The 25,861-nt window shown below is 58.8% G+C and carries 28 protein-coding genes; 13 read left to right on the top strand and 15 right to left on the bottom strand.

Annotated features, from left to right (window positions below; translation table 11 throughout):
• Positions 1-33: 33 nt before the first annotated feature.
• The 3 genes from H8S56_RS23910 to H8S56_RS23900 form a co-directional block, all read right to left on the bottom strand.
• Positions 34-549, bottom strand: a complete 516-nt coding sequence (locus H8S56_RS23910) for a dermonecrotic toxin domain-containing protein (protein ID WP_187519959.1) — start codon at positions 547-549, stop codon at positions 34-36.
• Between the two features lie 243 nt (positions 550-792).
• Complete coding sequence (locus H8S56_RS23905; RefSeq protein WP_187519958.1) at positions 793-1,989, bottom strand: class I SAM-dependent rRNA methyltransferase; 1,197 nt, start codon at positions 1,987-1,989, stop codon at positions 793-795.
• 81 nt (positions 1,990-2,070) lie between these two features.
• A complete protein-coding gene (locus tag H8S56_RS23900; protein ID WP_024684719.1) occupies positions 2,071-2,610 on the bottom strand; it encodes a type 1 glutamine amidotransferase domain-containing protein in 540 nt (179 codons plus the stop codon).
• A gap of 249 nt (positions 2,611-2,859) precedes the next feature.
• On the opposite strand from H8S56_RS23900, the gene H8S56_RS23895 reads away from it, so the two are divergent.
• From H8S56_RS23895 to H8S56_RS23885, 3 genes are all read left to right on the top strand, one after another.
• Positions 2,860-3,672 carry an HDOD domain-containing protein gene (locus tag H8S56_RS23895; RefSeq protein WP_187519962.1) on the top strand — a complete coding sequence of 271 codons (813 nt, stop codon included), beginning with the start codon at positions 2,860-2,862 and terminating at the stop codon, positions 3,670-3,672.
• A 45-nt stretch (positions 3,673-3,717) separates the two neighbouring features.
• On the top strand, positions 3,718-4,530 hold the full coding sequence (gene mutM, locus H8S56_RS23890; RefSeq protein WP_024684717.1) for a bifunctional DNA-formamidopyrimidine glycosylase/DNA-(apurinic or apyrimidinic site) lyase: 813 nt from the start codon (positions 3,718-3,720) through the stop codon (positions 4,528-4,530).
• Between the two features lie 101 nt (positions 4,531-4,631).
• A complete protein-coding gene (locus H8S56_RS23885; protein ID WP_024684716.1) occupies positions 4,632-4,970 on the top strand; it encodes a hypothetical protein in 339 nt (112 codons plus the stop codon).
• Between the two features lie 10 nt (positions 4,971-4,980).
• Here the strand turns inward: H8S56_RS23885 and H8S56_RS23880 are convergent, their stop codons facing one another.
• From H8S56_RS23880 to H8S56_RS23870, 3 genes are all read right to left on the bottom strand, one after another.
• Positions 4,981-5,235, bottom strand: a complete 255-nt coding sequence (locus tag H8S56_RS23880) for a YfhL family 4Fe-4S dicluster ferredoxin (RefSeq protein ID WP_004884423.1) — start codon at positions 5,233-5,235, stop codon at positions 4,981-4,983.
• Between the two features lie 101 nt (positions 5,236-5,336).
• Positions 5,337-5,816 (bottom strand): pantetheine-phosphate adenylyltransferase, encoded by a 480-nt coding sequence (coaD, locus tag H8S56_RS23875; protein ID WP_024684715.1) that lies wholly within the window; start codon positions 5,814-5,816, stop codon positions 5,337-5,339.
• A gap of 157 nt (positions 5,817-5,973) precedes the next feature.
• Positions 5,974-7,401 (bottom strand): coniferyl aldehyde dehydrogenase, encoded by a 1,428-nt coding sequence (locus H8S56_RS23870; protein WP_187519961.1) that lies wholly within the window; start codon positions 7,399-7,401, stop codon positions 5,974-5,976.
• 168 nt (positions 7,402-7,569) lie between these two features.
• Between H8S56_RS23870 and H8S56_RS23865 the strand changes: the two genes are divergently transcribed.
• Together H8S56_RS23865 and H8S56_RS23860 are read left to right on the top strand one after the other, a co-directional pair.
• Positions 7,570-8,232, top strand: a complete 663-nt coding sequence (locus H8S56_RS23865; protein ID WP_024696195.1) for a TetR/AcrR family transcriptional regulator — start codon at positions 7,570-7,572, stop codon at positions 8,230-8,232.
• A gap of 48 nt (positions 8,233-8,280) precedes the next feature.
• Positions 8,281-9,138: a sulfurtransferase gene (locus tag H8S56_RS23860; RefSeq protein ID WP_187519957.1), complete on the top strand. Its 858-nt coding sequence runs from the start codon at positions 8,281-8,283 to the stop codon at positions 9,136-9,138.
• A gap of 7 nt (positions 9,139-9,145) precedes the next feature.
• On the opposite strand, the gene H8S56_RS23855 is transcribed toward H8S56_RS23860, so the two are convergent.
• The 6 genes from H8S56_RS23855 to H8S56_RS23830 form a co-directional block, all read right to left on the bottom strand.
• Entirely contained in the window at positions 9,146-10,180 is a 1,035-nt protein-coding gene (locus H8S56_RS23855) for a hydrolase (protein WP_032622509.1), read from the bottom strand.
• 284 nt (positions 10,181-10,464) lie between these two features.
• Positions 10,465-11,049 (bottom strand): 16S rRNA (guanine(966)-N(2))-methyltransferase RsmD, encoded by a 585-nt coding sequence (gene rsmD, locus H8S56_RS23850; RefSeq protein WP_024689053.1) that lies wholly within the window; start codon positions 11,047-11,049, stop codon positions 10,465-10,467.
• Complete coding sequence (locus H8S56_RS23845; RefSeq protein ID WP_187519956.1) at positions 11,049-12,512, bottom strand: M16 family metallopeptidase; 1,464 nt, start codon at positions 12,510-12,512, stop codon at positions 11,049-11,051. The genes rsmD and H8S56_RS23845 overlap by 1 nt, the downstream gene beginning before the upstream one ends.
• Positions 12,509-13,861, bottom strand: coding sequence for a M16 family metallopeptidase (locus H8S56_RS23840; protein ID WP_187519955.1), 1,353 nt, complete (start codon positions 13,859-13,861; stop codon positions 12,509-12,511). Before H8S56_RS23840 ends, H8S56_RS23845 begins: the two co-directional genes overlap by 4 nt.
• A 405-nt stretch (positions 13,862-14,266) precedes the next feature.
• A complete protein-coding gene (locus H8S56_RS23835; protein ID WP_187519954.1) occupies positions 14,267-15,730 on the bottom strand; it encodes a M16 family metallopeptidase in 1,464 nt (487 codons plus the stop codon).
• Complete coding sequence (locus H8S56_RS23830) at positions 15,727-17,064, bottom strand: M16 family metallopeptidase (protein WP_187519953.1); 1,338 nt, start codon at positions 17,062-17,064, stop codon at positions 15,727-15,729. Before H8S56_RS23830 ends, H8S56_RS23835 begins: the two co-directional genes overlap by 4 nt.
• 257 nt (positions 17,065-17,321) lie before the next feature.
• Between H8S56_RS23830 and ftsY the strand changes: the two genes are divergently transcribed.
• The 4 genes from ftsY (at position 17,322) to rpoH (ending at position 21,531) form a co-directional block, all read left to right on the top strand.
• Positions 17,322-18,863, top strand: coding sequence for a signal recognition particle-docking protein FtsY (gene ftsY / locus H8S56_RS23825; RefSeq protein ID WP_187519952.1), 1,542 nt, complete (start codon positions 17,322-17,324; stop codon positions 18,861-18,863).
• Positions 18,860-19,531, top strand: a complete 672-nt coding sequence (ftsE, locus tag H8S56_RS23820) for a cell division ATP-binding protein FtsE (RefSeq protein WP_004884405.1) — start codon at positions 18,860-18,862, stop codon at positions 19,529-19,531. Before ftsY ends, ftsE begins: the two co-directional genes overlap by 4 nt.
• Complete coding sequence (gene ftsX, locus H8S56_RS23815; protein WP_187519951.1) at positions 19,528-20,562, top strand: permease-like cell division protein FtsX; 1,035 nt, start codon at positions 19,528-19,530, stop codon at positions 20,560-20,562. Before ftsE ends, ftsX begins: the two co-directional genes overlap by 4 nt.
• Positions 20,563-20,676: 114 nt before the next feature.
• Entirely contained in the window at positions 20,677-21,531 is an 855-nt protein-coding gene (gene rpoH, locus H8S56_RS23810) for an RNA polymerase sigma factor RpoH (protein WP_024689060.1), read from the top strand.
• Positions 21,532-21,578: 47 nt separating this feature from the next.
• Here the strand turns inward: rpoH and H8S56_RS23805 are convergent, their stop codons facing one another.
• The 3 genes from H8S56_RS23805 to mtgA all read right to left on the bottom strand — a co-directional run bounded on the left by H8S56_RS23805 (position 21,579) and on the right by mtgA (position 23,437).
• The gene (locus tag H8S56_RS23805; protein ID WP_024686370.1) at positions 21,579-21,818 is read right to left on the bottom strand and encodes a DUF7683 domain-containing protein; all 240 of its coding nucleotides are present in this window, start codon (positions 21,816-21,818) and stop codon (positions 21,579-21,581) included.
• 214 nt (positions 21,819-22,032) lie between these two features.
• Positions 22,033-22,272: a DUF7683 domain-containing protein gene (locus H8S56_RS25115; RefSeq protein WP_187519960.1), complete on the bottom strand. Its 240-nt coding sequence runs from the start codon at positions 22,270-22,272 to the stop codon at positions 22,033-22,035.
• 454 nt (positions 22,273-22,726) lie between these two features.
• The gene (gene mtgA / locus H8S56_RS23795; RefSeq protein WP_024695858.1) at positions 22,727-23,437 is read right to left on the bottom strand and encodes a monofunctional biosynthetic peptidoglycan transglycosylase; all 711 of its coding nucleotides are present in this window, start codon (positions 23,435-23,437) and stop codon (positions 22,727-22,729) included.
• Positions 23,438-23,517: 80 nt separating this feature from the next.
• Between mtgA and H8S56_RS23790 the strand changes: the two genes are divergently transcribed.
• From H8S56_RS23790 to trmB, 4 genes are all read left to right on the top strand, one after another.
• Complete coding sequence (locus H8S56_RS23790; protein WP_024686367.1) at positions 23,518-23,898, top strand: DUF423 domain-containing protein; 381 nt, start codon at positions 23,518-23,520, stop codon at positions 23,896-23,898.
• 110 nt (positions 23,899-24,008) lie between these two features.
• Positions 24,009-24,209 (top strand): sulfur carrier protein ThiS, encoded by a 201-nt coding sequence (gene thiS, locus H8S56_RS23785; RefSeq protein ID WP_024686366.1) that lies wholly within the window; start codon positions 24,009-24,011, stop codon positions 24,207-24,209.
• A 53-nt stretch (positions 24,210-24,262) separates the two neighbouring features.
• Positions 24,263-25,057 (top strand): thiazole synthase, encoded by a 795-nt coding sequence (locus H8S56_RS23780; RefSeq protein WP_024686365.1) that lies wholly within the window; start codon positions 24,263-24,265, stop codon positions 25,055-25,057.
• Between the two features lie 97 nt (positions 25,058-25,154).
• On the top strand, positions 25,155-25,802 hold the full coding sequence (gene trmB, locus H8S56_RS23775; protein WP_214654215.1) for a tRNA (guanosine(46)-N7)-methyltransferase TrmB: 648 nt from the start codon (positions 25,155-25,157) through the stop codon (positions 25,800-25,802).
• Positions 25,803-25,861: the final 59 nt, after the last annotated feature.

The raw sequence follows: 25,861 nt of genomic DNA, 5'->3' as shown, positions 1-25,861 counted from the left end.
CCGGGCGGCCACGGGTGTATCGTGCGTGACCGATTAGCGCCTCACGATGGCCTGGATCTGATGCAGATACGTTTCGCCGCTCACAGGCTGGAACATCATTGCCTCATGTATCCACGAAGAAGGCAGGCGAGTGATTTCTTCGAAGTAGTCGGCGACGTGATGGCGTTGATCTTCCCGCACCAGGTCGAGCACGTATTCCAGTCCGCCGGGTTTGCCCAGGAACTGAACCAGTATGTTCGCGGTGCGTACAAAGTCGTATTTTTCGTGAAAAATGCGATCGGTGGGCGCCGCAGGTTGTTCGGGGACATAAAGGATGTGCTGGCCGGACGGGCCGCGAATCACGAACAGGCGTGAAAGGTTGATGCCGCCGTGCTGAGGCATGAGGAACTGGCCGATGGTGATGCCATCGTCATCGGAGGCCTCTGGCGCGTCGACGACCTGGTGAATCAGGTCGGCACCCTCTTCGGAAAGCAGGCCTTTGGACAGCTGGTCGGCCGCCATCTTTTTCAGGCCATCGCGAATGTATTCAACATAGGTAGGGTCGGTCATGATTTAAATCCATTTAAATTAAACAAAGTCCATTTTGAGTGTTGTCCTGAACCGTACGTCTGTCGGTGTTTGCTAACAGGACGCTGACAATTTATCAGCGAGAAAAAGCGCAGAGCGATATTTAGTTATCGCCTGTGGATGTGGGTGTTTCGAGATATGTTCAGGTAATGCAGCGCAAGGCCGAAGCGGGATTGCAGGGGAGGTCGTGCATCGGGCCAGCGCGGCGCTGGCCCGATCACGCGATCAACTGTTAGGCAGCAACCGGCAGGTAATGCTCTTGATGTAGCGTGTTTCGGCAATGGCCGGATGGACCGGATGATCGGGGCCCTGACCGCCACGCTCCAGCAACTGGATGTTGCGGTCCAGGTGGCGTGCGCTGGTCAGCAGGATGTTCTGCAGGTCATCTTCAGGCAGGTGCATCGAGCATGAGGCGCTGACCAGAATACCGTCCTTGGCAAGCAGTCGCATGGCCTGTTCGTTCAGACGGCGGTAGGCACCTTCGCCGTTTTTCATGTCTTTCTTGCGCTTGATGAACGCAGGCGGATCGGCAACGATCACGTCGAAGCGCTCTTCGCCCGCCTTCAGCTCTTTAAGGGCTTCGAACACATCACCTTCGATGCAGGTCAGCTTTTCGGCAAAACCGTTCAGCGCTGCGTTGCGCTCCACGCCATCGAGGGCGAAGGACGAGGCGTCGACGCAGGTCACGTCGCTGGCACCGAATGCGGCTGCCTGAATGCCCCAGCCGCCGATGTAGCTGTACAGGTCCAGTACGCGCTTGCCTTTGACGTAAGGCGCCAGACGCGCACGGTTCATGCGGTGGTCGTAGAACCAGCCGGTCTTCTGGCCTGCCATGACCGGCGCTTCGAACTGCACGCCGTTTTCTTCCAGCGCAACCCACTCGGGAACCAGGCCGAAAACGGTTTCAACATAACGATTCAGGCCTTCTGCATCACGAGCCGCGGAATCGTTCTTGAACAGGATGCCGCTTGGCTTGAGCACCTGGACCAAGGCCGCGATGACCTCTTCTTTGTGGTGCTCCATGGTAGCGGAAGCCAGCTGTACCACCAGAATGTCGCCAAAACGATCGACCACAAGGCCTGGCAGCAGGTCAGAATCGCCATAGACCAGGCGATAGAACGGCTTGTCGAACAGGCGATCACGCAGTGACAGCGCTACGTTGAGGCGATGAACCAGCAATGATTTGTCCAGTGGCAGCTTGATGTCGCGTGACAGCAGGCGGGCGCAGATCAGGTTATTGGGGCTCATGGCAACGATGCCCAGCGGTTTGCCGCCGGCGGCTTCGAGGATGGCCTGGTCACCTGCTGCGAAGCCGTGAAGAGGGCTGGCGGCTACATCAATTTCGTTGCTGTAGACCCACAAGTGACCGGCGCGCAGGCGACGGTCGGCGTTGGCTTTGAGGCGCAAGCTAGGCAGGGACATGACGTCGCTCCGGAAAAAAGAGCGGGATTATAGCGCGTCATCCCGGTTACGCGCCGGGATGACGACAATTAACCCGGCCGATTACGCCGACAGCGCGTCGATCAGGGTACGGTTGAACGCCGGGATATCATCGGGCTGGCGGCTGCTGATCAGGTTGCCGTCGGTCACGACTTCTTTGTCGACCCACTGGGCACCTGCGTTGACCAGATCATCTTTCAAGGTCTTGAAGCTGGTCATGGTCTTGCCTTTGACCAGGCCTGCGGAAATCAGCAACCAGCCGCCGTGGCAGATAACGGCCAGCGGTTTGCCCGAGGTGCTGGCCTCGGTGACGATCTTTTGAGCGTCGCTGTCCAGGCGGATCGTGTCGGAATTCTGCACCCCGCCTGGCAGGACGATGCCATCGTAATCGCCAGCGTTGGCCGCTTTGAACGTGTCGTCTACCTGAAAGTCATCGGCTGGCTTGTCATGGTTCCAGCCTTTGACTTTGCCTTCCTGGCTGGAAAGGATTTCCACGGTAGCGCCTGCTTGCTCCAGCGCTTGCTTGGGGCCGGTCAGTTCTACTTGCTCGAAACCATCGGTTACAAGAATTGCGATTCGTTTGCCATTCAGTGCGTTGGACATGGGGTCCTCCAGTCTCGTGCTTAGGGGTGGCGTATCAATGGCCCTTGTGGGGCCTTGTTCACGCCGGTTACACAGAGTCCGAAGCTGGGTTCAAGGCAAAGTTCCGAGAAAATGAGCGAAGAAGGTGATGGACCGTTGCCCGATGAGGGGGCAGAATCCAGCTATGCCTTCGAGTAAATACCTATGCCATCACAGCTGTCACCCGAGCTAACTTCCGAACAGATCCAGCAAGCGTTGCAGGGTATCAGTGTGCCCCCGCAGCCGCAGATCATGGTGGATTTGCAGATGGAACAGTACATGCCAGATCCTGATCTGGGTGTGATTGCGCGGCTGATTTCACAGGATCCGGGCCTGTCCGGGGCGCTGCTGAAAATCGTTAACTCGCCTCATTACGGCCTCTCCAACAAGATCGCTTCGATTCAGAAGGCGGTGAACCTGTTGGGCAGTCGCACCGTCATCAACCTGATCAACGCGCAGTCGATCAAGGGCCAGATGACTGACGAAACGATTGTGACGCTCAACCGTTTCTGGGATACCGCTCAGGATGTGGCGATGACCAGCCTGACGCTGGCCAAGCGTATCGGCTCGCAAACGGTGGACGAGTCCTACGCCCTTGGCCTTTTCCACGATTGCGGCATTCCGTTGATGCTCAAGCGTTTTCCCCATTACATGAGCGTACTTGAAAGCGCCTACGCCAATACCGGGCCCGACTGCCGCGTAGTAGACACCGAGAACGAAGCGTTCGATACCAACCATGCGGTGGTCGGTTATTACACGGCCAAGTCGTGGCGCTTGCCGGATCATGTCACTGAAGCCATCGCCAATCACCACAATGCCCTGGGGATATTCCAGGACGATACCAGTCGCAATGCGACACTCAAGAACCTGCTGGCCCCGCTGAAGATGGCCGAGCACATCTGCCAGTCCTACCGCGTGCTGGGCAATCAGGAAGAAGATCACGAGTGGGAAAGCATCGGCGGGCTGGTGCTGGACTATGTTGGCCTGTCCGGTTACGACTTTGAATACCTGAGGGAAAGCATTCGCGAGCTGGGCGCGCACTGATTCTGCGCGTCGCCCACCGTTCCTTTCCGCACGACCGAGTTATCCATGCCTGAATTACCTGAAGTCGAAACCACCCGACGCGGCATTGCGCCCCATCTGGAAGGGCAGCGCGTCAGTCGCGTGATTGTGCGCGACAGTCGGTTGCGCTGGCCCATTCCCGAAGACCTTGATGTCCGCCTTTCCGGGCAACGCATCGTGCAGGTCAATCGCCGCGCCAAATACCTGCTGATTCAGGCCGAGGTCGGCACCTTGATCAGCCACCTCGGCATGTCAGGCAATTTGCGTCTGGTCGAAGCCGGTCTGCCTGCGCTCAAGCATGAACACGTGGACATCGAACTGGAGTCGGGTCTCGCTTTGCGTTACACCGATCCGCGGCGTTTCGGTGCCATGCTCTGGAGCCTGGATCCGCATGCCCATGAACTGCTGATTCGCCTGGGTCCCGAGCCGCTCACCGATCTGTTCGATGGCGAACGTCTCTATGAGCGTTCCCGGGGCAAGTCGATTGCCGTCAAGCCGTTCATCATGGACAACGCGGTGGTGGTTGGCGTGGGCAATATCTACGCGACCGAAGCCCTGTTTGCGGCTGGAATCGATCCGCGCCGTGAGGCGAAAAGTATTTCCCGGGCGCGTTATCTCAAGCTCGCCATCGAGATCAAACGGATTCTGGCTTACGCCATCGAGCGGGGAGGCACCACGCTTCGTGATTTCATCGGGGGGGACGGCAAGCCGGGCTATTTTCAGCAGGAATTGTTCGTGTACGGACGTGCCGATCAGCCGTGCAAGGTCTGCGGCTCGACATTGCGTGAAATCAAGCTGGGTCAACGGGCAAGTGTGTATTGCCCCAAGTGTCAGCGCTGAGAACAGGGCCGGGTCTTGAAACATCAAGGCCCCTTGCTTAACCCCCATCGCTGTTTATAGTGATGGGCAAAACCTCAACGCCACGCCTGAAGGACCACGCTATGAGCCCGTTTCGCATTCTTGCTGCCACATTGGCGCTGCTCTTCGGCCTGCAGGCCGTGCCCGCCATTGCAGCGGATATTCCCGCAGGCAGCGGCAATCCCGTTTACACCATCCAGAATCCACCCGTGTTCGCCATGGTCGGTGATCTGCTGATCGCGCGCCCCTTGTTGATTGCTGCCACCGTGATCGGCACAGGGCTGTTCGTCATCGCAGCTCCGTTCGCGGCGGCGGGCGGCAATTTCAAAGCGACCGCCAAGGCGCTGGTGGTCGACCCTGGCAAGTCGGCCTTCGTGCGTTGTCTGGGGTGTACGGGTGACGGTTACGGCAAGCAGGAATAACGACGGCGAACTAGACCACCTTGCTGGTGATGATCCGGTACTTGTCCATCAGTTGTTCCTTGCTCTCGACGTGATTTTCATCCAGCGGGATGCAATCCACAGGGCAGACCTGCTGACATTGTGGTTCGTCGTAGTGGCCCACGCATTCGGTGCACAGGTTCGGATTGATCACGTAGATCTCCTCGCCTTGTGAAATCGCCTCGTTCGGGCACTCGGGTTCGCAGACGTCGCAGTTGATGCAATCGTCGGTGATGATAAGGGACATGAAATGCTCCTGCCGCGGCCGACGCCGAGGCATATAGAAACCAATGCGGCGAATTGTGCCGCATTAGTCCTCGGGTTGCACCTGCACGTTCCAGCGTTGTGCTATCGCTTGAAGCGCTCGGTCAGCGCCTGTGCGACCGCAGGATGCACAAACTTGGTGATATCACCGCCCAACGCCGCGATTTCACGCACCAACGTCGAGGAAATGAACGAGTAGCGCTCGGACGGTGTGAGGAACAGGCTTTCGACGTCCGGGGCCAGCTGGCGATTCATGTTGGCCAGTTGAAACTCGTACTCGAAGTCCGAAACGGCGCGCAGACCTCGCAGAAACACATTGGCGCCCTGTTCCTTGGCGAAATGCGCCAGCAGCGTGGAAAAGCCCACGACTTCGACGTTGGGCAAGTGTTTAGTGACCTCGCGTGCCAGCTCAACGCGCTGTTCCAGGGGAAACAGCGGGTTTTTCTTGGGGCTGGCGGCAACGGCAATGACCACTTGGTCGAACAGGCGCGAGGCGCGCTCGACCAGATCTCCATGGCCCTTGGTAATAGGGTCGAAGGTGCCTGGGTACAACACTCGGTTCATCGCGTCGTCCTGGTCGGAGTCCGTTGTGGGACTCGGATGGTATCGCAGCCTACCCGATGGGCCAAGCCACGCAGCGGGCTTCAAAAGTCGTATTACGCCGATAATCGGCCATCTTCGGCTCAAAAAGCCCTGTTTACAGGCGTGCAGTACTTTTTGATCAGCGCAAAAAGAGTTTATAAACCCAGCGTTGAATCGCACGGCCGTAGGGCGGATAAATCAGCCGTGCGGCGTTGAAGCGCTGCTTGGTGAACACTGCCTTGGCCTGGCTGAACGTCAGGAAGCCCTCGCGCCCATGGTAGTGGCCCATTCCCGATGGGCCGACGCCGCCAAAGGGCAAATCGTCCTGAGCCGCGTGCATCAAGGTGTCGTTGAGACAAACGCCCCCGGAGTGAGTGCGTTCCAGCACCTGTTGCTGTTCGGCCTTGTTGTAGCCGAAGTAGTACAGCGCCAGCGGGCGAGGGCGTTGATTGATGTAGGCGTAGGCATCTTCGATTCGTTTATAAGGGACAACGGGTAACAGCGGACCGAAAATCTCGTCCTGCATGACCAGCATGTCATCGTGCACGTCAAGCAGGACACTGAATGGCATTCGCCTGTCCTGGCCTCGTTCATATAGCGAGACAATGGTCGCGCCTTTGCGGGCAGCATCTTCCTGATAACGCATCAGGCGGTCGAACTGGCGCTGATTGATGATCGCGGTGTAGTCCGGATTGTCGGCCAGCGTGGGATAGAAGCGTTTGACAGCCTGTCGATAGGCCTCGACGAACCCGGCCAGACGATCCTCTGGCACCAACACATAGTCGGGCGCGATGCAGGTCTGGCCGGCGTTCAGCGTCTTGCCGAAGGCGATACGCTCGGCAGCGTGCTCAAGAGGCACGTCATGGGACACGATAGCGGGCGACTTGCCACCCAGCTCCAGTGTCACCGGGGTCAGGTTTTCGGCTGCAGCACGCATCACATGCCTGCCGATGCTAGTGGCACCAGTGAACAGCAGGTGGTCGAACGGCAGGCGCGAGAACGCCATGCCAACGTCCGCTTCGCCCAGCACGACAGCGATCAAATCTTCCGGGAAGGCCTTGGCGAACAACCGCTTGAGCAGCGCCCCCGTGGCGGGCGTCGACTCGCTGAGCTTGAGCATGACCCGATTGCCCGCCGCCATGGCGCCGATCAGCGGACCGATTGCCAGGAACAGCGGGTAATTCCACGGCACGATCACGCCGATCACGCCCAGCGGTTGATAGACGACCTTTGCCGACGCGGGCTGGAACGCCAGACCGACGCGTCGAGGGGAGGGTTTCATCCAGCGCTTGAGGTGTTTGCGCGCATCGCGAATGCCCAGCAGGCTTGGTAGCAGTTCTGCCAGGAGCGTCTCATCAGCGCTACGATGGCCGAAATCCTGATGGATGGCGTCGATCAATGCCTGCCTGTGCTCACTCAGCAATTTGCCCAACTGCTTGAGCCACTGCAGGCGTTGCTCTGCAGGCGGCATGGGGTTGGCTGAAAAGGCCGCTCGCTGTGCGGTAAAGGCTGATGCCATGGCTTGAAGTGCCTGATCGGCGTGATGGGCATCGTGTTCGGCAAGCATGGTGCTGTCTCGGTGCATGGGTCATCTATTGTATGTAGAGCTAATGCTCTAAAAAGTCAATTTCCGGGCAGTCCGGCTCGTGTAATCAGACCGCCTGCGTGTTCGCAATGTATGCCCTTGCGCTACTATCGCCAGCATCTCATCAGTATTCGAGCGGTTCACGCAAGCATGGCACCACGTACCAAAACCCGTGAACGCATCGTGCAAGTCAGTCTGGAGTTGTTCAACCAGCAGGGCGAGCGCAGCGTCACGACCAATCATATTGCCGCGCACATGGAAATCTCGCCCGGCAACCTTTACTACCACTTCCCCAACAAGCAAGCGATCATCGCCGAGTTGTTCGGTGAGTACGAAGCCCTGGTGAAAAGCTTTCTGGTCCCGACGGCGGGCCGCTTGCCGACCATTGATGACAAGCGCGATTTCTTCATGGCCATCCTCGATGGGATGTGGCGCTACCGCTTCCTGCATCGCGACCTTGAGCATCTGCTGAGCAGCGACCCGGAACTGGCCGCGCGCTATCGGGTGTTCTCCCAGCGCTGTCTGACGCAGGCGATGGCGATCTACCGGAAATTCATTGAAGCGGGCATTCTGCAAATGGATGAGTCGCAGATTGAATGGACCAGTATCAATACCTGGATCGTCCTGACGTCGTGGGTGCGTTTTCTGTGCACCGCGCGTGAAAATACCGGGCAATTGGGCGAAGCGGCCATTCGGCGTGGTGTCTATCAAGTGCTGATGATTGAATCAGGCTTTATTGCTCCCAAGGCCCGAGAAGCGTTCGACGCCTTGTGTGAAGCGTTTCACGCACCGCTGCACGAGGTGCTGACGTAACCCTCAACCTACTGCTGAGCCGTCTGGTTTCTGCCACAGGAGTGTCTCATGTCCATCGCGCAACTGATTGGTCCTGAACAGCTGGCTTCACGTCAGCAAGCGCCGGGGCTGGTGATCCTCGATTGCAGGTTTGCTCTGGAAGACCCTGATTACGGGCCGCGCAGTTATGCGCAGGGGCACATTGAAGGTGCCCACTATGCCGACTTGAATCGCGACCTGAGTGGTGCGGTCACCAAAGGCAAGACCGGCCGTCATCCACTGCCGGACCCGGAAGCGCTGTTGCAGCGTTTTCAGGCGTGGGGCATTCGCAATGACAGCGACATCGTGCTGTATGACGACGGCCCGGGCATGTTTGCCGCTCGCGCCTGGTGGCTACTGGTCTGGCTGGGCAAGCGCGAGGGCGTTTATATGCTCGACGGTGGTCTCAAAGCCTGGCATGCGGCAGGTCTGCCGCTGAGCCTGGATGCGCCGGGCGGCGAAACGGGCGATTTCACAGGTGAGCCGGACATGTCGCTGGTGCTCAGTGCCAGTCGTTTGCACGGTCGTCTGGGCCGCCCGGAAATGACCCTGATCGACGCCCGCGCCGAAGCCCGTTTTCGGGGAGAAGTGGAGCCCATCGACCCGGTTGCCGGGCATATTCCCGGTGCGCAGTGCGCCGCGTTCAATGAGAACCTGGGTGCGGACGGACGTTTTCTGGCACCCGGGCAGCTCAAACAGCACTTTGCCGAGAAGCTTCAAGGGCGGCCTGCGCAGAGTCTGGTTTCATACTGCGGTTCGGGCGTAACGGCCTGCCACAACCTGTTTGCGCTGTGCCTGGCCGGTTATCCACTGGGGACGCTGTATGCCGGTTCGTGGAGCGAGTGGATCACCGATCCGACGCGTGAAATCGCTACAGGCGCAGGTTGATTCTGCGTCAGCTGAGGTAAGGGTTATCCCGTTCGTGGGCGATGCTTAGCCACAGTGGAATGCGTCGCTCCAGGTAATAGCCCGGATTACGCAGCGAGCCCTCGACGAACCCGACATGTCCTCCTTTGGCTTGCAGTTCGAACTCCGTGCAGGGTGACAGCTCTTCAGGCTCGGGCAGGCTGTGCGGGAAGACGAATGGGTCGTCCGCTGACTGGATGATCAACGTTGGCGTCTGAATCTGGCCCAGGTAATAGCGGCTTGAGGCTTTGCGGTAATAATCCTGCGCATCGGTAAAGCCGTGCAGTGGCGCTGTCACCCGGCCATCGAAGTCCCAGAAGGTGCGCATGTTTTCCAGGGAGCCCAACGCTGCCAGTTCCGCCAGGCCTTCGCTCAAACCCTCGTTCTGGAAGCGGTTCTGCTTGTCGCGGATGTACGCCAGCATCTCGCGCATGAAGTGCCGCTGATAGACCTTGGAGAACCCTTGTCCGATCCGGTTGGCGCACTCATCCAGCCGAAACGGTACCGAGACCGCTACTGCGCCGAGCAACTCACTGTTCACGCCGGATTCACCCAGGTACTTGAGCAGCACATTGCCACCCAGCGAATAGCCCACGGCGTAGAGTGGCGCCAGAGGGCGTAGTGACCTGAGGTGCGCGATGACTTCGGCCAGGTCTTCGCTTGCGCCGGAATGGTAACTGCGCGACAGCAGATTCGGCTCGCCGGAGCAGCCGCGCCAGTTCAACGCCACACTTGCCCAACCCTGCGTTGCGAGCGCTTTCTGCAGGCCGGCCACATAAGGCGAGTTCGAAGAGCCCGTCAGGCCATGCAGCACCAGGACGAGCGGCGCGTCGAGCTGATGCGGCCCATGCCAGTCCATGTCGAGAAAATCCCCGTCCTGCAGCCACATCCGTTCACGCGTGCGCGCCAGCAACGTCCGCTTGCGCCACAGCGGCCCCCACAGTGTTTGCAGATGCGGATTGCCCAGCCCGGAGGCTGGTACGAACGGTGTGACGTGGAACAGAGAAGTGGGGCTGGTAGGCACGGCCTTGCTCGTCGATGAATTCAATGGCTGACAGATCGTACGTTGCCACTAAGCGGGGCAGGATGTAAGAGGGGGTTGCTCGAGTGGTGGCTCATGCTGACGGTTCGCTTGGCTGCACGACCATCGTCATTGGCAAAGTCTGGCAGCAAACATCGGACCGTGGGGTGCGGCTTGCCGGCGATGGCATCAGTCCAGCGATGAGGTGTCGCATCAAGAATCGTATCGCCGGCAAGCCGCCTCCCATGGCTGGATAACCTATAGCTGTTACAACGGTTGCCTAAACCCTATCCCCGCTGCCAAAGCGCGTAATACACCTGTCCGGCTTTTTTCTCGCGATGCAGCCGCCAGGCGCCTGGCAGGCCGGTCGTCGAGGGAGGCGTTTCGCTTTCGGTGTAGATCCAGGCCTGGTCAGCAAGCCAGCCACGGGTTTCCAGCAGATTGCAGGCGGACGCCAGCAGACCCTGATGGAAAGGCGGGTCCAGGAAAACCACGTCGAACGGCGAGGCCACGGCGGTTTCCAGGTGACGCAGCGCGTCGGTGTGGGAAACCTGGCCGGTGGTGCAGTTCAGCGCGGTCAGGTTCTGGCGCAGGCTGGCAATGGCCGTTGCGTTGCTGTCCAGCGCCAGGCCCATGCTGGCACCGCGGGACAGCGCTTCGAAATACAGCGCACCACTGCCGGTGAATACGTCCAGCACCCTGGCCCCCGCGATATGGGGCGCCAGCCAGTTGAACAGGGTTTCGCGCACACGATCAGGTGTCGGGCGCAGACCGGGGGCGTCGGGGAAGGTCAGTTTGCGACTGCCCCATTCGCCACCAATGATACGAAGCTGACCCAGGCCGTTATGGCCCTTCGGACGTGGATTGGCCATCAGTGTTCCGGGACCCCTGCAGGTTGGCGAGTGGGTTTGTCGGTCGGTGCAGGCAGCTCTTTTTGCGGCACGGTCGGGCCGACGGTCACGATGACCATCTTGTCAGCGCTCAAGTGCTTGCTCATCGCGGCTTTGACCTGTTCGACCGTCACGCTCTGTGCGGCAGTCATGTAGTCTTCGAGGTAAGTCAGCGGCAGGTCGTAGAAACCAATAGCACCCAACTGGGCCACGATGGCGGAGTTGCTGGCGGCGGTCAGCGGGAAGCTGCCGGTCAGTTCGCGCTTCACGTCGTCGAGTTCCTTCTGGGTCGGGCCGTTGGCGAGGAAGTCCTGAACGATGCCCTGCACCAGCTTCAGGGTGTTTTCATTCATCTCGGCGCGGGTCTGGAGGTTGATCATGAAAGGTCCGGCCGCCTGCATGGCGGTGAAGCCGGACGACACGCCATAGGTCAGACCGCGCTTTTCGCGCACTTCGGTCATCAGGCGACTGCCGAAACCGCCACCACCCAGTACCGAGTTGCCAACGGTCAATGCCGCGTAGTCTGGATCGTTACGCGTGATGCCCAGTTGTGCCAGCATCAGCAGTGTCTGATTGGACGCGAACTCGATGTGCGTCGTGCCTGCCTTGGGCTCGACGGGATCGGCCACCTTTGCCAGCGCCGGACCTTTTGGCAGCGAGGCCGAAACCTGCGCCGCGACGGCCTGAGCCTCCTCCTTCGACAGATCGCCCACCAGTGCGATCACCGCATTGCCCGCGGCATAGCCTTTGGCGTGAAATGCCTTGAGCTGAGCCAGGGTGATGGCGTTGATGCTTTTGGCATCGCCGTCGCTCGGGTGAGCGTAGGGGTGATTGCCGTACAGCTTCTTGAACAGCTCTTTGCTGCCGATGGCACCAGGGTTCTGCTTCTGATACTCGAAGCTGGCGATCAACTGGTTCTTGATGCGCGTCAGCGAGTCGGTCGGGAACGTCGGTTTGCCGACCACTTCACTGAACAGCTTCAACGCCGGTTCACGCTTGTCCGCGGCGCTCAGGGTGCGCAACGAGGCTACTGCCATGTCGCGATAGGAGCCGTTTTCAAACTCTGCACCCAAGCCCTCGAAACCCTGTGCGATGGCGCTCACGTCCTTGCCCTTGACGCCTTCGTTAAGCATCGCATTGGTCAGCAGGGCAATGCCGGGGCTGTTTCCGTCCTGGCTGCTGCCTGCGGCGAAGATCAGGCGCATGTCGATCATCGGCAGTTCGCGAGACTCGACGAACAGCACTTTGGCGCCTTCGGCGGTGTTCCAGGTCTGAATGTTCAGCGCGCGGCGGGCCGGAGCCTTGCCATCCAGTTCCTTGAGCGATTGCAGGTTGCTGCCCAGCGGCTGCGCGGCAGGTTCGTCCGCAAAAACCGGCTGGGTGATAAAAGTACCGGCCAGGATCAGGCCAAGCAGCGCATGACGTGGAGCGTTGCGCTTGATCATTTGGCTTTCTCCTCAGGCAGCACGTGCGCGATGCTGAGGCGCTCGCGAGTGAAATAGGTGTTGGCGGCTTTCTGGATATCCTGCGGCGTCACGCTTTGCAGCGCTTCCAGTTCACCGTCCATCAGCTTCCAGGACAGCCCGACGGTTTCCAGTTCGCCGATCATGGTTGCCTGGCTGGTGATCGAATCGCGTTCGTAGACCACACCGGCAATAACCTGTGCCCGGACGCGCTCCAGTTCTTCAGCGGACGGTGCCTTGGTCTTCAGATCGTCCAGCAGACGCCAGATACCCGCCTCGACATCGTTCAGGGTTTTCTTTTTCTGAGTGTTGGGCGTGGCGCTGATCAGGAATAGGCTGTCGCCTCGAGCGAACGCGTCGTAGCGCGAAGAGGCTCCCGACACCAGTTCTTCACCGCGCTCCAGACGCGCTGGAATGCGCGCGCTGTAACCACCGTCGAGCAAGGCTGCGATCAGGCGCAGGGCGTTGACCGAGCGCTGATCTTCAGCGGTGGCTACGCTGGGCACGTTGAAGCCGTAAAGCAGGCTCGGCAACTGGGTTTTTACATGCAGGGTAATCTTGCGCTCGCCGGGTTCAGCCAGCTCCAGCGGCTTCTTCGACGGCGGCACGTCGCGGCGAGGGATGGCCCCGAAGAAACGCTCTGCCAGCGCCTTGACCTCATCCGGCTGCACATCACCGACCACCACCAGCGTGGCGTTGTTTGGCGTGTACCAGGCCTCGTACCAGAGGCGAAGTTCCTCGACCTTCATGCGTTCCAGGTCTGCCATCCAGCCGATGGTCGGCGTGTGATAGCCGCTGGCCGGATAGGCGAGGGCGTTGAAACGTTCCAGCGCCTTGCCCATCGGTTTGTCATCAGTGCGCATGCGGCGCTCTTCCTTGATAACTTCGATTTCGCGGCTGAACTCATCGGCTGGCAGTTTCAGGGTCGCCATGCGGTCAGCTTCCAGCTCCAGCGCCACACTCAGGCGATCACGGGCCAGCACCTGGTAGTAGGCGGTGTAGTCGTCGCTGGTGAAGGCGTTCTCTTCAGCACCCAGGTCGCGCAGGATCAGCGAGGACTCGCCCGGACCGGTCTTGCTGCTGCCCTTGAACATCATATGTTCGAGAGCGTGAGACAGGCCGGTCTGGCCAGGTGTTTCGTAGCTTGAGCCGACCTTGTACCAGATCTGGGAAACCACCACCGGCGCGCGGTGGTCTTCGCGGACGATGACCTTGAGGCCATTGTCGAGGGTGAATTCGTGAGTCGGTTGCGGATCGGCGGCCAATGCTGTCAGCGGCAAACAGATTGTGCTGAGCAGCAGGCCTGCAGCGCGGCGGGCTAGAACATTCATTCGTCGTTTGAACCTGTAGGGCGGCCTGCGTGAACTTGGCGTCGGCAGGCGCGGGGGTGTCAGGATACTGGTCCGTTTGCATGAGAAACAGCCTTCACTGGCCAAATGCGAGTGAAACCTTTTTGAAACGAAGCTGAACGATACCCGTAGAAGGGGCTGCCCCGTGAGGAAGCAGCCCGGAACACGGCCTTTTTTGCATGTCAGAATCTTTCAGAATCGTCCATTTGACGCTCGGCAATCTTGAGATAGCCATCCTTTCTGTCCGGTTCCAGCGATGACCGAAAAATTCCGAATACGGCTGAGGGTAAGAAACGCCTGTGGCGGTTCTCCATCAGATTGCTGGTTCAGGTCGGCAACCTGATGGAGATGCGAGGCCAGAAAGGCAGTTTTACACCGCCATGGCTGTTAGTGCGCTTTGGCGTCAGCCGCTTGAGACGTCGGTTTTTCGAGTGGCGCAGGCAGCGCTTTCTGCGGGACGGTCGGGCCTGCTGTAACGACAATCATCTTGTCAGCACTCAGGTGTTTGCTCATCGCGGTTTTGACCTGCTGAACCGTCAGGCTCTGGATGGCTGCCATGTAGTCATCGAAATGGGACAGTGGCAGATCATAGAAACCAATATCGGCCAATCGGCTACCAATGGCGCCGTTGCCCGCTACTTCCAGCGGGAAGCTGCCGATTATTTTGCGTTTGACGTTATCCAGCTCATTCTGGGTCGGACCATTGTCGAGGAAGTCACGCACAATCTCCTGAACCAGCTTCAAGGTGTTTTCACTCATCTCGGCGCGGGTCAGCAACTCGATCAGGAAAATGCCAGGCGCTTTGGGGGTCTGGAAGCTGGACCACACGTTGTAGGTCAGGCCGCGTTTTTCACGCACTTCAGTCATCAGACGGCCGCCAAAACCACTCCCGCCCAATATCGAATTGCCCGCCATCAGTGCCGCGTAATCGGGGTCGTTACGCGTGATGCCCAACTGGCCCAGCAACATTTGCGTCTGGCTGGACGGGAACTCGATGTGCGTTGCGCTTGCCTTGGGGTCGACCGGATCGGCCGCTTTCGCAAGTTTTGGCCCCTTTGGCAGCGAGGCTGAAACCTGCGCTGCGATGACCTGAGCCTCTTTCCTGGAAAGATCGCCAATCATCGCAATCACGGCATTGCCCGCGGCATATCCCCTGGCGTGGAATGCTTTCAAATGTTCCTGGCTAATTGCGTTGATGCTTTTTTCATCCCCATTGGTTCGATGGGCATAGGGATGATCACCGTAGATTTTTTTGTACAGTTCATTCCAGACCATGGGGCCGCGCTTCAGCTTGTCCCTCTGGATATTGGCAATCCACTGGTTCTTCAGGCGCGTCATTGCTTCGCTCGGAAAGGTCGGCTTGCCAACGACTTCGCAGAAAAGTTTCAAGGCCGGTTCACGCTTTTGTGCCGCACTCAGGCTGCGCAGCCAAACCGTGGCTCTGTCCTCATATACCCCGGTTTCAAGTTGGGCTCCCAGCGCCTCGAAGCCCTGTGCGATTGCGGTGGCATCCTTGCCGTTTATGCCTGCTTTGAGCATGTGGCAGGTCAGTTTGGCGATGCCCGGAGTCTTGTCATCCTGGCTACTGCCTGCAGCGAAGGTCATAAATATGTCCAGCATCGGCAGTTCGTGTGCCTCGACGAACAACACCTTGGCGCCCTCGGCGGTGTTCCATGTCTGGATGTTCAGCGCACGGCGAGCCGGTGCCTTGCCATCCAGTTCCTTGAGGGTCTCCAGTTTACTGCCCAGAGGTGGTGTGGTTGCCTCATCCGTCAGATCGGACTGAGCAATGGAGGTATCGGTCATGACCTGGCCAGAAATCGTACGAAGTGTATCGGTGCGCGTGTTCATTGGGCTTTCTCCTCTGGCAGCACATGGGCGATGCTGAGGCGCTCGCGGGTGAAATATAGGTTGGCGGCATTCTGGATGTCCTTCGGCGTCACGCTCTGGAGGGCTTCCAGCTCGCCGTCCATCAACTTCCAGGGCAGGCCAATGGTTTCCAGTGTTCCGATCATGGTGGCCTGGCTCTCGATCAGGTCACGCTCGTAAACCATGTTTGCAATGACCTTCGCTCGAACGCGTTCAAGTTCTTCAGCAGAAGGCAGCGTGGTCTTCAGGTCCTCCAGCAGGCGCCAGAGGCCCGCTTCGACATCCGCCAGGGTTTTTTTCTTCTGGGTATTGGGGGTAGCCTTGATCATGAACAGGCTGTCGCCGCGCGTGAACGCGTTGTAACTTGAGGAGGCTCCAGACACCAGCTCTTCGCCACGTTTGAGTTGCGTTGCAATACGTGCGCTGTAACCGCCGTCCAGCAAGGCTGCGATAAGATGCAGTGCATTGACCGAGCGCATGTCTTCAGCCGTGCCCATGCCTGGAACGTTGAAGCCGTAGATCAGTCCGGGCAGTTGGGTGTTGACGTGCAGGGTAATTTTGCGCTCGCCCGGTTCTGCAAGCTCCGACGGTGTTTTCGACGGTGGCAGGTCGCGGCGTGGAATGGCGCCGAAGAATCGTTCTGCCAGTGCTTTGACTTCGTCCGGCTGTACGTCACCGACGACCACCAGTGTGGCATTGTTCGGCGCGTACCAGGCTTCGTACCAGCGGCGCAGTTCCTCGATCGTCATGCGCTCAAGGTCGGCCATCCAGCCGATGGTCGGATTGTGGTAACCACTGGATGGGAAGGCTAGAGCATTGAAGAGCTCAGCCGCCTTGTCGCTGCTCATGCGCCGCTCTTCCTTGATCACTTCGATTTCGTGGCTGAACTCGTCGGCGGGCAACGTCAGAGTCGTCATGCGATCTGCTTCCAGCTCCAGCGCTACCTTCAGAAGATCACGAGCCAGTCTCTGTTGGTAGACGGTGCCGTCATCACTGGTGTACGCGGTCTCTTCGGCACCCAGGTTTCGCAGGATCAGCGAAGACTCGCCGGGGCCGGTCTTGCTGCTGCCTTTGAACATCATGTGTTCAAGGGCGTGTGACAGACCGGTCTGCCCCGGCATCTCGTAGCTGGAGCCGATCCTGTACCAGAGCTGGGAAATCACCACCGGAGCACGGTGGTCTTCGCGAACAATGACCTTGAGGCCGTTGTCGAGGGTGAATTCGTGAGTGGGTTGCGGATCGATGGTCGATGCCGTCAACGGTACATCGTGTGTGCTGAGCGGGAGTGCCGCATCATTGCGGGTTAAGGTATTCATCCGTGAATTTGAACCTGATCTGGTGCGACTGCCTGAACTTAGCGTCGGCAGGCGCGAGGATGTTAGGATAATGGTGTGTTTCGTGAGAAACAGCTTTCACCTGTCAAATGCGAGTGAACCTGTTTAAAACGAAGCTGAACCATATCCCAACAGAGGGCTGCAAAGTGAACATGCAGTCCTAAATGCAGTCTGTTTTTACTGTCAGAATTTTCCGGATCGCGCTCTGGCGTCCCGCAACCTTGAGATAGCCGTCCTCCATGTTTGGTTCTAACGACGACAAGAAGACCCCAGCTGCCGCTGGAGAGAAGAAAGGCCTGTTCGGATGGCTGCGTAAAAAGCCACAGGAAGCCGAACCCGCGCCGCAAGAGTCAACCGCTGCACAGCCTGAACCCGTCGTCGAAGCGACGCCGCAGGTTGAGCCTCTGATTGCCCCTCAATCCGTTTTCCCGGCTGCCGAGCCGCAGCCGCATCTGGAACCGGGCGAGCCGTCGCCTCAGCCCTGGCTGACATTGCCGGTTGCCGAAGAGCCGGTAGCGCTGATCGACGAGCTTGAACCCCACGTCACGCCACCGATCCCAGAGCAGCATCACGTATCGTCGGCACCTCAATATGCAGCGGTACCTGCGCCCGAGCCTCGGTCTGCTCCTGCTCCTGCTCCTGCTCCTGTTGCCGAGAGTGTGCCGGTCAGCATTCCTGAGCCGGTCCTGCTCGAACCTGCACCTGCACCTGCACCTGCAGCTGTCGCAGAGCCGATTGCCGAACCCGTTATCCCTGCACCGATTGTGCAGCCGGTGGTTGCGCAGGCTGCCGAGCCCGTTCAAGAACTCGCGCCTGTCGCTGCACCGGTTCCAGAGCCTGAAACCAGCAAGGTCGGCTTCTTTGCCCGCCTCAAGCAAGGCCTGTCGAAAACCAGCGCCAGTATTGGTGAGGGCATGGCCAGCCTGTTTCTGGGCAAGAAAGCCATTGACGATGACCTGCTCGAAGAAATCGAGACCCGCCTGCTGACCGCCGATGTTGGCGTCGAAGCCACGTCGGTGATCATCCAGAGCCTGACCCAGAAGGTGGCCCGCAAACAGTTGACCGACGCTCAGGCGCTCTACACCTCGCTGCAAGGCGAGCTGGCCGCCATGCTCAAGCCGGTTGAACAGCCGCTGGTGATCAAGGCCGAGCACAAGCCCTTCGTGATTCTGGTCGTGGGCGTCAACGGCGCAGGCAAGACCACGACCATTGGCAAACTGGCCAAGAAGCTGCAGCTTGAAGGCAAGAAAGTCATGCTGGCCGCAGGCGACACCTTCCGCGCCGCGGCCGTCGAGCAGTTGCAGGTCTGGGGTGAGCGCAACAAGATTCCGGTCATCGCCCAGCACACCGGCGCAGACTCCGCTTCGGTTATCTTCGACGCTGTTCAGGCCGCCAAGGCGCGTGGCATCGACGTATTGATCGCCGACACCGCTGGTCGCCTGCACACCAAAGACAACCTGATGGAAGAGCTGAAAAAGGTGCGCCGCGTGATCGGCAAGCTGGACGCAGACGCGCCGCACGAAGTGCTGCTGGTGCTTGATGCAGGCACCGGTCAGAACGCGATCAACCAGGCCAAGCAGTTCAACCAGACGGTCACGCTGACCGGCCTTGCGCTCACCAAACTGGATGGCACGGCCAAGGGCGGCGTCATTTTCGCGCTGGCCAAGCAATTCGGCCTGCCCATTCGTTACATCGGCGTGGGTGAAGGCATCGATGACCTGCGCACCTTCGAAGCCGAACCCTTTGTTCAGGCTCTGTTTGCGGAGCGGGAGCGTACATGATTCGTTTCGAGCAGGTCGGTAAACGCTACCCGAACGGACATGTCGGGTTGCATGAACTGAGCTTTCGAGTACGTCGCGGCGAGTTTCTGTTCGTCACCGGCCATTCCGGTGCGGGCAAGAGCACGCTGCTGCGCCTGTTGCTGGCCATGGAGCGCCCGACAACCGGCAAACTGATGCTGGCGGGCCAGGATCTCGGGCAGATCAGCAACGCGCAGATCCCGTTCCTGCGTCGTCAGATCGGCGTTGTGTTCCAGAATCACCAATTGTTGTTTGATCGCACGGTGTTCAACAACATCGCACTGCCGTTACAGATTCTCGGGCTGTCCAAGCCTGAAATTGCCAAGCGTGTCGATTCTGCGCTGGATCGTGTGGCGCTATCCGACAAGGCCGATCTGTATCCCGGCGATCTTTCGACCGGGCAACAGCAACGCGTCGGTATCGCCCGCGCCATCGTCCACCGCCCGGCCTTGCTGCTGGCGGATGAGCCGACCGGTAACCTCGATCCACGATTGGCAGCGGAAATCATGGGTGTGTTCGAAGACATCAACCGACTGGGCACCAGCGTGCTGATTGCCAGTCACGACCTGGCACTGATCGCCCGCATGCGCCATCGCATGCTGACCCTGCAACGCGGTCGTTTGATCGGCGACGGGGAGGCCGGGGTATGAGTGCTACACGCAGTCCAAAGGTTTCGGAGCGCGTAGCGCCCAAAGCTGCTGATCCAGCGCCGCAGAAACAGAAAAAAAAGCGTAATGACCACGACGATGACGGCCCGGACTTCAGCGCCTTGCTGTCGGCCTGGATCGAGAGTCATCGCTCCAGCCTTGTCGATAGCCTGCGTCGTCTGGGTAAACAGCCGATCGGCAGCTTCTTTACCTGCCTGGTCATGGCCATCGCCTTGAGTCTGCCGATGGGCCTTTCATTGCTGTTGAGCAACGTCGAGCGTCTGGGCGGCTCCTGGCAGCGTGCGGCGCAGATTTCGATCTACCTGAACCTGGATGCCAGCACCGCTGATGGCACCCGCATGCGCGATGAAATCAAGGCCATGCCCGGTGTGGCGGATGCCGAATACATCAGCAGTGAACAGGCGCTGGGCGAGTTTCAGCGGCAGTCAGGGTTGGGCGAGGCGCTCAAGGAGTTGCCGGAAAACCCGCTCCCCGGTGTGGTCCTGGTGACGCCTGATCAGGTCGACAAGCCTGCGCTGGAAGCCTTGCGCACCCGCCTTGCCGAGCTACCCAAGGTGCAGCAGGCACAGCTTGATCTGGTTTGGGTCGAGCGATTGGCCGCCATTCTCAAACTGGGCGACCGGTTCGTTTTCGGCTTGACGGTTCTGCTGGTCTCGGCTTTGCTGTTGGTAATTGGTAACACGATACGTCTGCACATCGAGAACCGCCGCATCGAGATTGAAGTCATCAAGCTGGTGGGCGGTACCGACAGCTATGTGCGCAGGCCCTTCCTTTATATGGGCGCGCTGTACGGTTTCGGGGCAGGGATCCTGTCCTGGGGCGTGCTGGCGTATGGCTTGAACTGGCTCAACGGTGCGGTTGTAGGCTTGGCCGGTCTTTACGGAAGCGATTTTGCATTGACGGGCGTGCCGGTGGGCGACGGTTTTTCGCTCTTGCTTGGAGCGGTATTGTTAGGGTATATCGGTGCTTGGATTGCGGTCGCTCGCCACCTGCGTGAGCTGGCGCCCCGGTAAAGCTAAATTTTGTTTCACCAGTTGGCTTCTTGAAATCAAGGAACTTGTCTCGCGGTTCCAAGTCAATCTGGCAGTGCTGAACTGCACTTTTATGTGCGCTGGAGGTTTTTTCGTATGACCACTTCTTTGCAACCTGCTTATGCCTTGGTCCCGGGTGCGAACCTTGAGGCCTATGTGCATACGGTGAACAGCATTCCATTGCTGACGCCCGAGCAGGAGCGTGAACTGGCTGAGAGTCTCTACTATGAGCAGGATTTGGGGGCGGCTCGGCAGATGGTTCTCGCCCACCTGCGTTTTGTCGTGCACATCGCACGCAGTTATTCCGGCTACGGTCTGGCTCAGGCTGACCTTATCCAGGAAGGTAACGTCGGTCTGATGAAGGCCGTGAAGCGGTTCAACCCTGAAATGGGTGTGCGTCTGGTGTCGTTCGCCGTGCACTGGATCAAGGCTGAAATTCACGAGTTCATCCTGCGCAACTGGCGCATCGTCAAGGTCGCCACGACCAAGGCGCAGCGCAAGCTGTTCTTCAACCTGCGCAGCCAGAAAAAGCGTCTGGCCTGGCTGAACAACGACGAAGTGCATCGCGTCGCTGAAAGCCTGGGCGTCGAGCCACGTGAAGTGCGCGAGATGGAAAGCCGCCTGACCGGCCACGACATGGCCTTCGACCCGGCAGCCGAAGCTGACGACGACAGCGCATTCCAGTCGCCAGCCAACTACCTCGAAGACCACCGTTACGATCCGGCTCGTCAGTTGGAAGATTCCGACTGGACCGATAACTCCACCGCCAATCTGCATCAGGCGCTGGACGTGCTGGACGAGCGCAGCCGTGACATCCTCTACCAGCGCTGGCTGGCAGAAGAAAAAGCCACGCTGCACGACCTGGCGCAGAAGTACAACGTCTCCGCCGAGCGTATTCGTCAGCTCGAAAAGAGTGCTATGAACAAGCTCAAGACGTCGATAGCGGCGTAACGCGAAACGGCAATGCAAAACGCCCCGATCTGATCGGGGCGTTTTTGTTAGTAGTCGTCAATGTTGCATGTCAGCTGGTAGAAGAAGTTCGGATCATGGGGCTCGTCACCGATGAGTTTGACGATTGCTTGCAGTTGAGCGGCGTCAAGATTGTAGCCTTCATAGCCCAGTTGCTCTGATGTCCAGCCCATGATGCTTTTGAGCCGCTCGTCATTGCCGGGAGGGATTTCTTTTTCAAAAGCGAGGAAATCGGTTTTTTTATCGAATGCTTCAAGTAAGTATTTCATGGTTCGATCCTCGTGTTAGGAGTAGTCCTCTTTAGTCTGTGCTCCTGTTTCTCGTTATGTAATATTCCACAATGCACGATCTTGGGGGCGGAGGCGACTCTCCGTCGGACGTATTCGTCAGCTGAAGAAGATCGGTGTACCTGCATAAAGCTTAGGTGGCTGCGTAATTACCCAACACTACAACACACGCCGATCAGATCGGAGCATTTTGGTTTTAGAGGTCGTCAGCGTTGCACGTCAGTTGGTAAAAGTAATTCGGATCATGGGGCTCATCACCGATGATCTTGACGATTGCTTCCAACTGAGAGACCTCTAGGTTGTAGCCTTCATCGCCCCACTGCTCGGATGTCCAGCCCATGATGCTCTTGAGCTGTTCGTCATTGCCAGCTGGGATTTCTTTTTTGAAAGCAAGATACTCGTTTTTCCTATCGAATGCTTCAAGTAGATGTTTTATACTTCGATACTCCTTTTAGTATCGGAATCTTTGATCTTTTTACCTGTTTCAGGGTTGAGTTAATCTAGATGTTTTCCGCGTTTATTGTACATTTCCAACTTTGTTAGAAATCTTCTTTTGCTCAAGAATGCTTTTCCCGGTTTTCTATAATGCCTGTCAGATTAAATACTCTGGATATCTAAACAAGGTATCGAGAAAAAAGGAGATGGATACCACAAGAATAGGTAAGTAATCATACGTAATGGAGGGTTGGTTTCGTTCTTTAATATTTTTCGGTTCATCACCCGGCGCAAAAGGACAACGGCTCCGCCGAGCGCGATGAGCAAGCTCAAGACGTCGATAGCGGCGTAACGCGAAACGGCAATGCAAAACGCCCCGATCTGATCGGGGCGTTTTTGTTAGTAGTCGTCAATGTTGCATGTCAGCTGGTAGAAGTAGTTCGAATCACGAGCCATCACCACCGACGGCTGCTGTTCAAATTCGCCAGATACCCATCCCCACCCAATTGCCGCATCTGCTGGCGGATCCAGCCGGCGCGGCGGGAGACGTAGCTGCTGGGGTGGCTGGCGCTCCATTCCCGGGGATTGGGCAAGACGGCGGCGAGGTAGCTGGCCTGCTGGACCGTCAGGGCACTCGCGTTGACGCGAAAGTGATGCTGCGCAGCGGCCTGTGCGCCAAACACGCCTTCGTCCCATTCGACGCTGTTGAGGTAGACCTCAAGGATGCGCTCCTTGGACCACAGCAGTTCGATCAGTGTGGTGAACCAGGCTTCCAGGCCTTTGCGCAGGTAGCTGCGACCGGACCACAGGAACAGGTTTTTCGAGACTTGCTGGCTCAGGGTGCTGGCGCCGCGGATCGAGCCGCCGCGTTCGTTATGCAGGATGGCCGCCTGGATGGCGTCGACGTCGAAGCCCCAATGCTCGGCGAATTTCTGGTCTTCGCCAGCGATGACGGCGATTTTCAGGTTGTCGGAAATCTTGTCCCACGGCTGCCAGTCACGCTGCAGGTCGATAGGCTGACCGTCAAACCAGGACTCGATCTTGCGCTCCACCATCAGTGCGGTGCCTGGCGGTGGTATCCAGCGAAAGATCAGAACCAGGATGACACTGCCGGCAGCGAACCACAGCAGGGCTTTGATTAGGCGACGAAAGAGAGACTGCAGCATAGAGATGGCTTGGCCGAACCCGTTGAGCGGGCCATTATACAGACCGTGCGCCTTTGGACGATTTTTCACTGGAGTTCCTGATGCTTCGTAGCTTTTTAATGCTGGCCGCTTTCTTCGGATTCACCGGCGTAGCGCTCGGTGCCTTTGCCGCTCATGGCCTGAAAGGGCGCCTGACTGCCGAGTACCTGACCATCTTCCAGACGGGCGTGCTGTACCAGCTCGTTCATGCGTTGGCGCTGCTTGGTGTGGCGGTGCTCGCCGCACAGCTTCCGGGACGACTGGTCACCTGGGCTGGCGTTTCGTTTGCCATCGGCATTCTGCTGTTCTCCGGCAGCCTGTACGCGCTGACGCTGACTGGCATCAGCAAGCTGGGCATTATCACCCCGTTCGGCGGTCTGGCGTTTCTGTTTGGCTGGGCGACCCTTGGGCTGGCGGCATGGCGACTGGGTTCTGCGCCCTGATCGCTACGAGAATCACCGACGCTGCTTGAGACGAATGGTGTGGCTTTGATTTGGTCATACCGGCTGATCGGGCTAGAATGCTGGCCCCCTAAAATGATGGCTGCTCCCGCATGCACATTCAGTTGAACGGTGAGTCCTTTGAATTGCCCGATGGCGCAACCGTCGCGGCGCTGCTGACCCGTCTGGAGCTTGCCGGACGTCGCGTTGCAGTGGAATTGAATCTGGATATCGTGCCGCGCAGCCAGCACGAGACCACCGCCCTGTCCGAAGGTGATCAGGTCGAAGTGGTTCACGCCATCGGCGGCGGCTAGTTCGCAGCCCGAACGGCGACGCCCCCTAATCTGCAAGTTAAAGAGGATTCCCGATGAGCAATGTTCGCAGCGACAAGCCCTTCGTTCTGGCCGGTCGGACCTTTGAGTCGCGCCTGCTGGTAGGCACCGGCAAATACGTGGACATGGAGCAGACTCGTCTGGCCATCGAAGCCTCGGGCGCCGAGATTGTCACCGTTGCCGTACGTCGTACGAATCTGGGCCAGAACCCGGGTGAGCCGAACCTGCTGGACGTGCTGCCGCCGGATCGCTACACCATTCTGCCGAACACGGCGGGCTGCTTTGACGCTGTCGAGGCGGTGCGTACCTGCCGCCTGTCCCGCGAACTGCTCGACGGCCGCAATCTGGTCAAGCTGGAAGTGCTGGCCGACCAGAAAACCCTGTTCCCCAACGTGATCGAAACCCTCAAGGCCGCCGAAGTGCTGGTCAAGGACGGTTTCGATGTGATGGTTTACACCAGCGATGACCCAATCATCGCTCGCCAGCTGGCCGAGATTGGCTGCATCGCGATTATGCCGCTGGCTGGCCTGATCGGCAGCGGTCTTGGGATCTGCAATCCGTACAACCTGCAGATCATCCTGGAAGAAACCAAAGTGCCGGTGCTGGTCGATGCCGGTGTCGGCACAGCGTCCGATGCCACCATTGCGATGGAACTGGGTTGCGAGGCTGTGTTGATGAACTCCGCCATCGCCCACGCCCAGCAGCCGATCATGATGGCCGAAGCCATGAAGCACGCTGTAATTGCCGGTCGTCTGGCGTACCTCGCCGGACGCATGCCACGAAAACTCTATGCCAGCGCATCTTCGCCGCTGGATGGCCTGATCAAGTAAGAGCCCGTTGATGACTGATACGCACGTTCCGCACCCAGAGTCGCCTGCTACCGAAGAGGGCGAAGAGCGCCAGCACCGCCGCATCAAGAGTTTCGTGATGCGAGCCGGCCGCATGACCGAAGGCCAGCAGCGCGGCCTGGATCAGGGTCGCCCGAAGTTTGGCCTGTCGTTGACAGACGCGCCGGTCGATTTCGATCAGGTGTTTGGTCGCGCTGCGCCGCGCACGCTGGAAATCGGTTTCGGCATGGGCCATTCGCTGCTTGAAATGGCCGCGGCTGCGCCCGAGCAGGATTTCATCGGCGTCGAGGTGCATTACCCCGGTGTAGGTGCACTGCTCAACGGCGTGCTGACTCAGGGCCTGACCAACGTGCGGGTGTATGACTGCGACGCCATCGAAGTGCTGAACCGCTGCATCGCGGATAACAGCCTGGATCGTCTGATGCTGTTTTTCCCGGATCCGTGGCACAAGAGCCGTCACCACAAGCGCCGCATCGTGCAGCCCGAGTTCGCCGCCTTGGTACGCAGCAAGCTGAAGACGGGTGGCGTGTTCCACATGGCCACTGACTGGGGCCCTTACGCCGAGTACATGCTGGAAGTGATGAGCGTCGCGCCGGGTTTCCGCAATCAGGCCGAAGACAATCAGTACGTACCTCGTCCGGCAGAGCGCCCGATCACCAAGTTCGAACGCCGTGGCGAACGTCTGGGTCATGGGGTCTGGGATTTGAAGTTCGAGAAGGTGGATTAACCATTGACCGTGCCCCCGCACAGCGTGGGGCCCGTGCGCCGCCTCACAATGTTTCCGCC

This window comes from Pseudomonas triticifolii (assembly GCF_014358015.1).
GTDB classification, from domain to species: Bacteria; Pseudomonadota; Gammaproteobacteria; order Pseudomonadales; family Pseudomonadaceae; genus Aquipseudomonas; species Aquipseudomonas triticifolii.
The sequence above is the reverse complement of the archived record's forward strand: the minus strand, read 5'-3'. Positions and strand labels throughout refer to the sequence as shown.

What these genes read in the sequence shown, in the direction of transcription:
- H8S56_RS23805 (WP_024686370.1), bottom strand. Translation starts at nt 21,818, where the DNA reads ATGAAATACTTACTTGAAGCATTCGATAAAAAAACCGATTTCCTCGCT.
- H8S56_RS23840 (WP_187519955.1), bottom strand. Translation starts at nt 13,861, where the DNA reads ATGAATGTTCTAGCCCGCCGCGCTGCAGGCCTGCTGCTCAGCACAATC.
- H8S56_RS23790 (WP_024686367.1), top strand. Translation starts at nt 23,518, where the DNA reads ATGCTTCGTAGCTTTTTAATGCTGGCCGCTTTCTTCGGATTCACCGGC.
- H8S56_RS23900 (WP_024684719.1), bottom strand. Translation starts at nt 2,610, where the DNA reads ATGTCCAACGCACTGAATGGCAAACGAATCGCAATTCTTGTAACCGAT.
- H8S56_RS23870 (WP_187519961.1), bottom strand. Translation starts at nt 7,401, where the DNA reads ATGCTTGCCGAACACGATGCCCATCACGCCGATCAGGCACTTCAAGCC.
- H8S56_RS23905 (WP_187519958.1), bottom strand. Translation starts at nt 1,989, where the DNA reads ATGTCCCTGCCTAGCTTGCGCCTCAAAGCCAACGCCGACCGTCGCCTG.
- H8S56_RS23835 (WP_187519954.1), bottom strand. Translation starts at nt 15,730, where the DNA reads ATGAACACGCGCACCGATACACTTCGTACGATTTCTGGCCAGGTCATG.
- mtgA (WP_024695858.1), bottom strand. Translation starts at nt 23,437, where the DNA reads ATGCTGCAGTCTCTCTTTCGTCGCCTAATCAAAGCCCTGCTGTGGTTC.
- trmB (WP_214654215.1), top strand. Translation starts at nt 25,155, where the DNA reads ATGCGAGCCGGCCGCATGACCGAAGGCCAGCAGCGCGGCCTGGATCAG.
- rpoH (WP_024689060.1), top strand. Translation starts at nt 20,677, where the DNA reads ATGACCACTTCTTTGCAACCTGCTTATGCCTTGGTCCCGGGTGCGAAC.
- rsmD (WP_024689053.1), bottom strand. Translation starts at nt 11,049, where the DNA reads ATGGCCAATCCACGTCCGAAGGGCCATAACGGCCTGGGTCAGCTTCGT.
- H8S56_RS23910 (WP_187519959.1), bottom strand. Translation starts at nt 549, where the DNA reads ATGACCGACCCTACCTATGTTGAATACATTCGCGATGGCCTGAAAAAG.
- H8S56_RS23780 (WP_024686365.1), top strand. Translation starts at nt 24,263, where the DNA reads ATGAGCAATGTTCGCAGCGACAAGCCCTTCGTTCTGGCCGGTCGGACC.
- H8S56_RS23845 (WP_187519956.1), bottom strand. Translation starts at nt 12,512, where the DNA reads ATGATCAAGCGCAACGCTCCACGTCATGCGCTGCTTGGCCTGATCCTG.
- H8S56_RS23830 (WP_187519953.1), bottom strand. Translation starts at nt 17,064, where the DNA reads ATGAATACCTTAACCCGCAATGATGCGGCACTCCCGCTCAGCACACAC.
- thiS (WP_024686366.1), top strand. Translation starts at nt 24,009, where the DNA reads ATGCACATTCAGTTGAACGGTGAGTCCTTTGAATTGCCCGATGGCGCA.
- H8S56_RS23865 (WP_024696195.1), top strand. Translation starts at nt 7,570, where the DNA reads ATGGCACCACGTACCAAAACCCGTGAACGCATCGTGCAAGTCAGTCTG.
- coaD (WP_024684715.1), bottom strand. Translation starts at nt 5,816, where the DNA reads ATGAACCGAGTGTTGTACCCAGGCACCTTCGACCCTATTACCAAGGGC.
- H8S56_RS23885 (WP_024684716.1), top strand. Translation starts at nt 4,632, where the DNA reads ATGAGCCCGTTTCGCATTCTTGCTGCCACATTGGCGCTGCTCTTCGGC.
- ftsX (WP_187519951.1), top strand. Translation starts at nt 19,528, where the DNA reads ATGAGTGCTACACGCAGTCCAAAGGTTTCGGAGCGCGTAGCGCCCAAA.
- mutM (WP_024684717.1), top strand. Translation starts at nt 3,718, where the DNA reads ATGCCTGAATTACCTGAAGTCGAAACCACCCGACGCGGCATTGCGCCC.
- H8S56_RS23860 (WP_187519957.1), top strand. Translation starts at nt 8,281, where the DNA reads ATGTCCATCGCGCAACTGATTGGTCCTGAACAGCTGGCTTCACGTCAG.
- ftsE (WP_004884405.1), top strand. Translation starts at nt 18,860, where the DNA reads ATGATTCGTTTCGAGCAGGTCGGTAAACGCTACCCGAACGGACATGTC.
- H8S56_RS23880 (WP_004884423.1), bottom strand. Translation starts at nt 5,235, where the DNA reads ATGTCCCTTATCATCACCGACGATTGCATCAACTGCGACGTCTGCGAA.
- ftsY (WP_187519952.1), top strand. Translation starts at nt 17,322, where the DNA reads ATGTTTGGTTCTAACGACGACAAGAAGACCCCAGCTGCCGCTGGAGAG.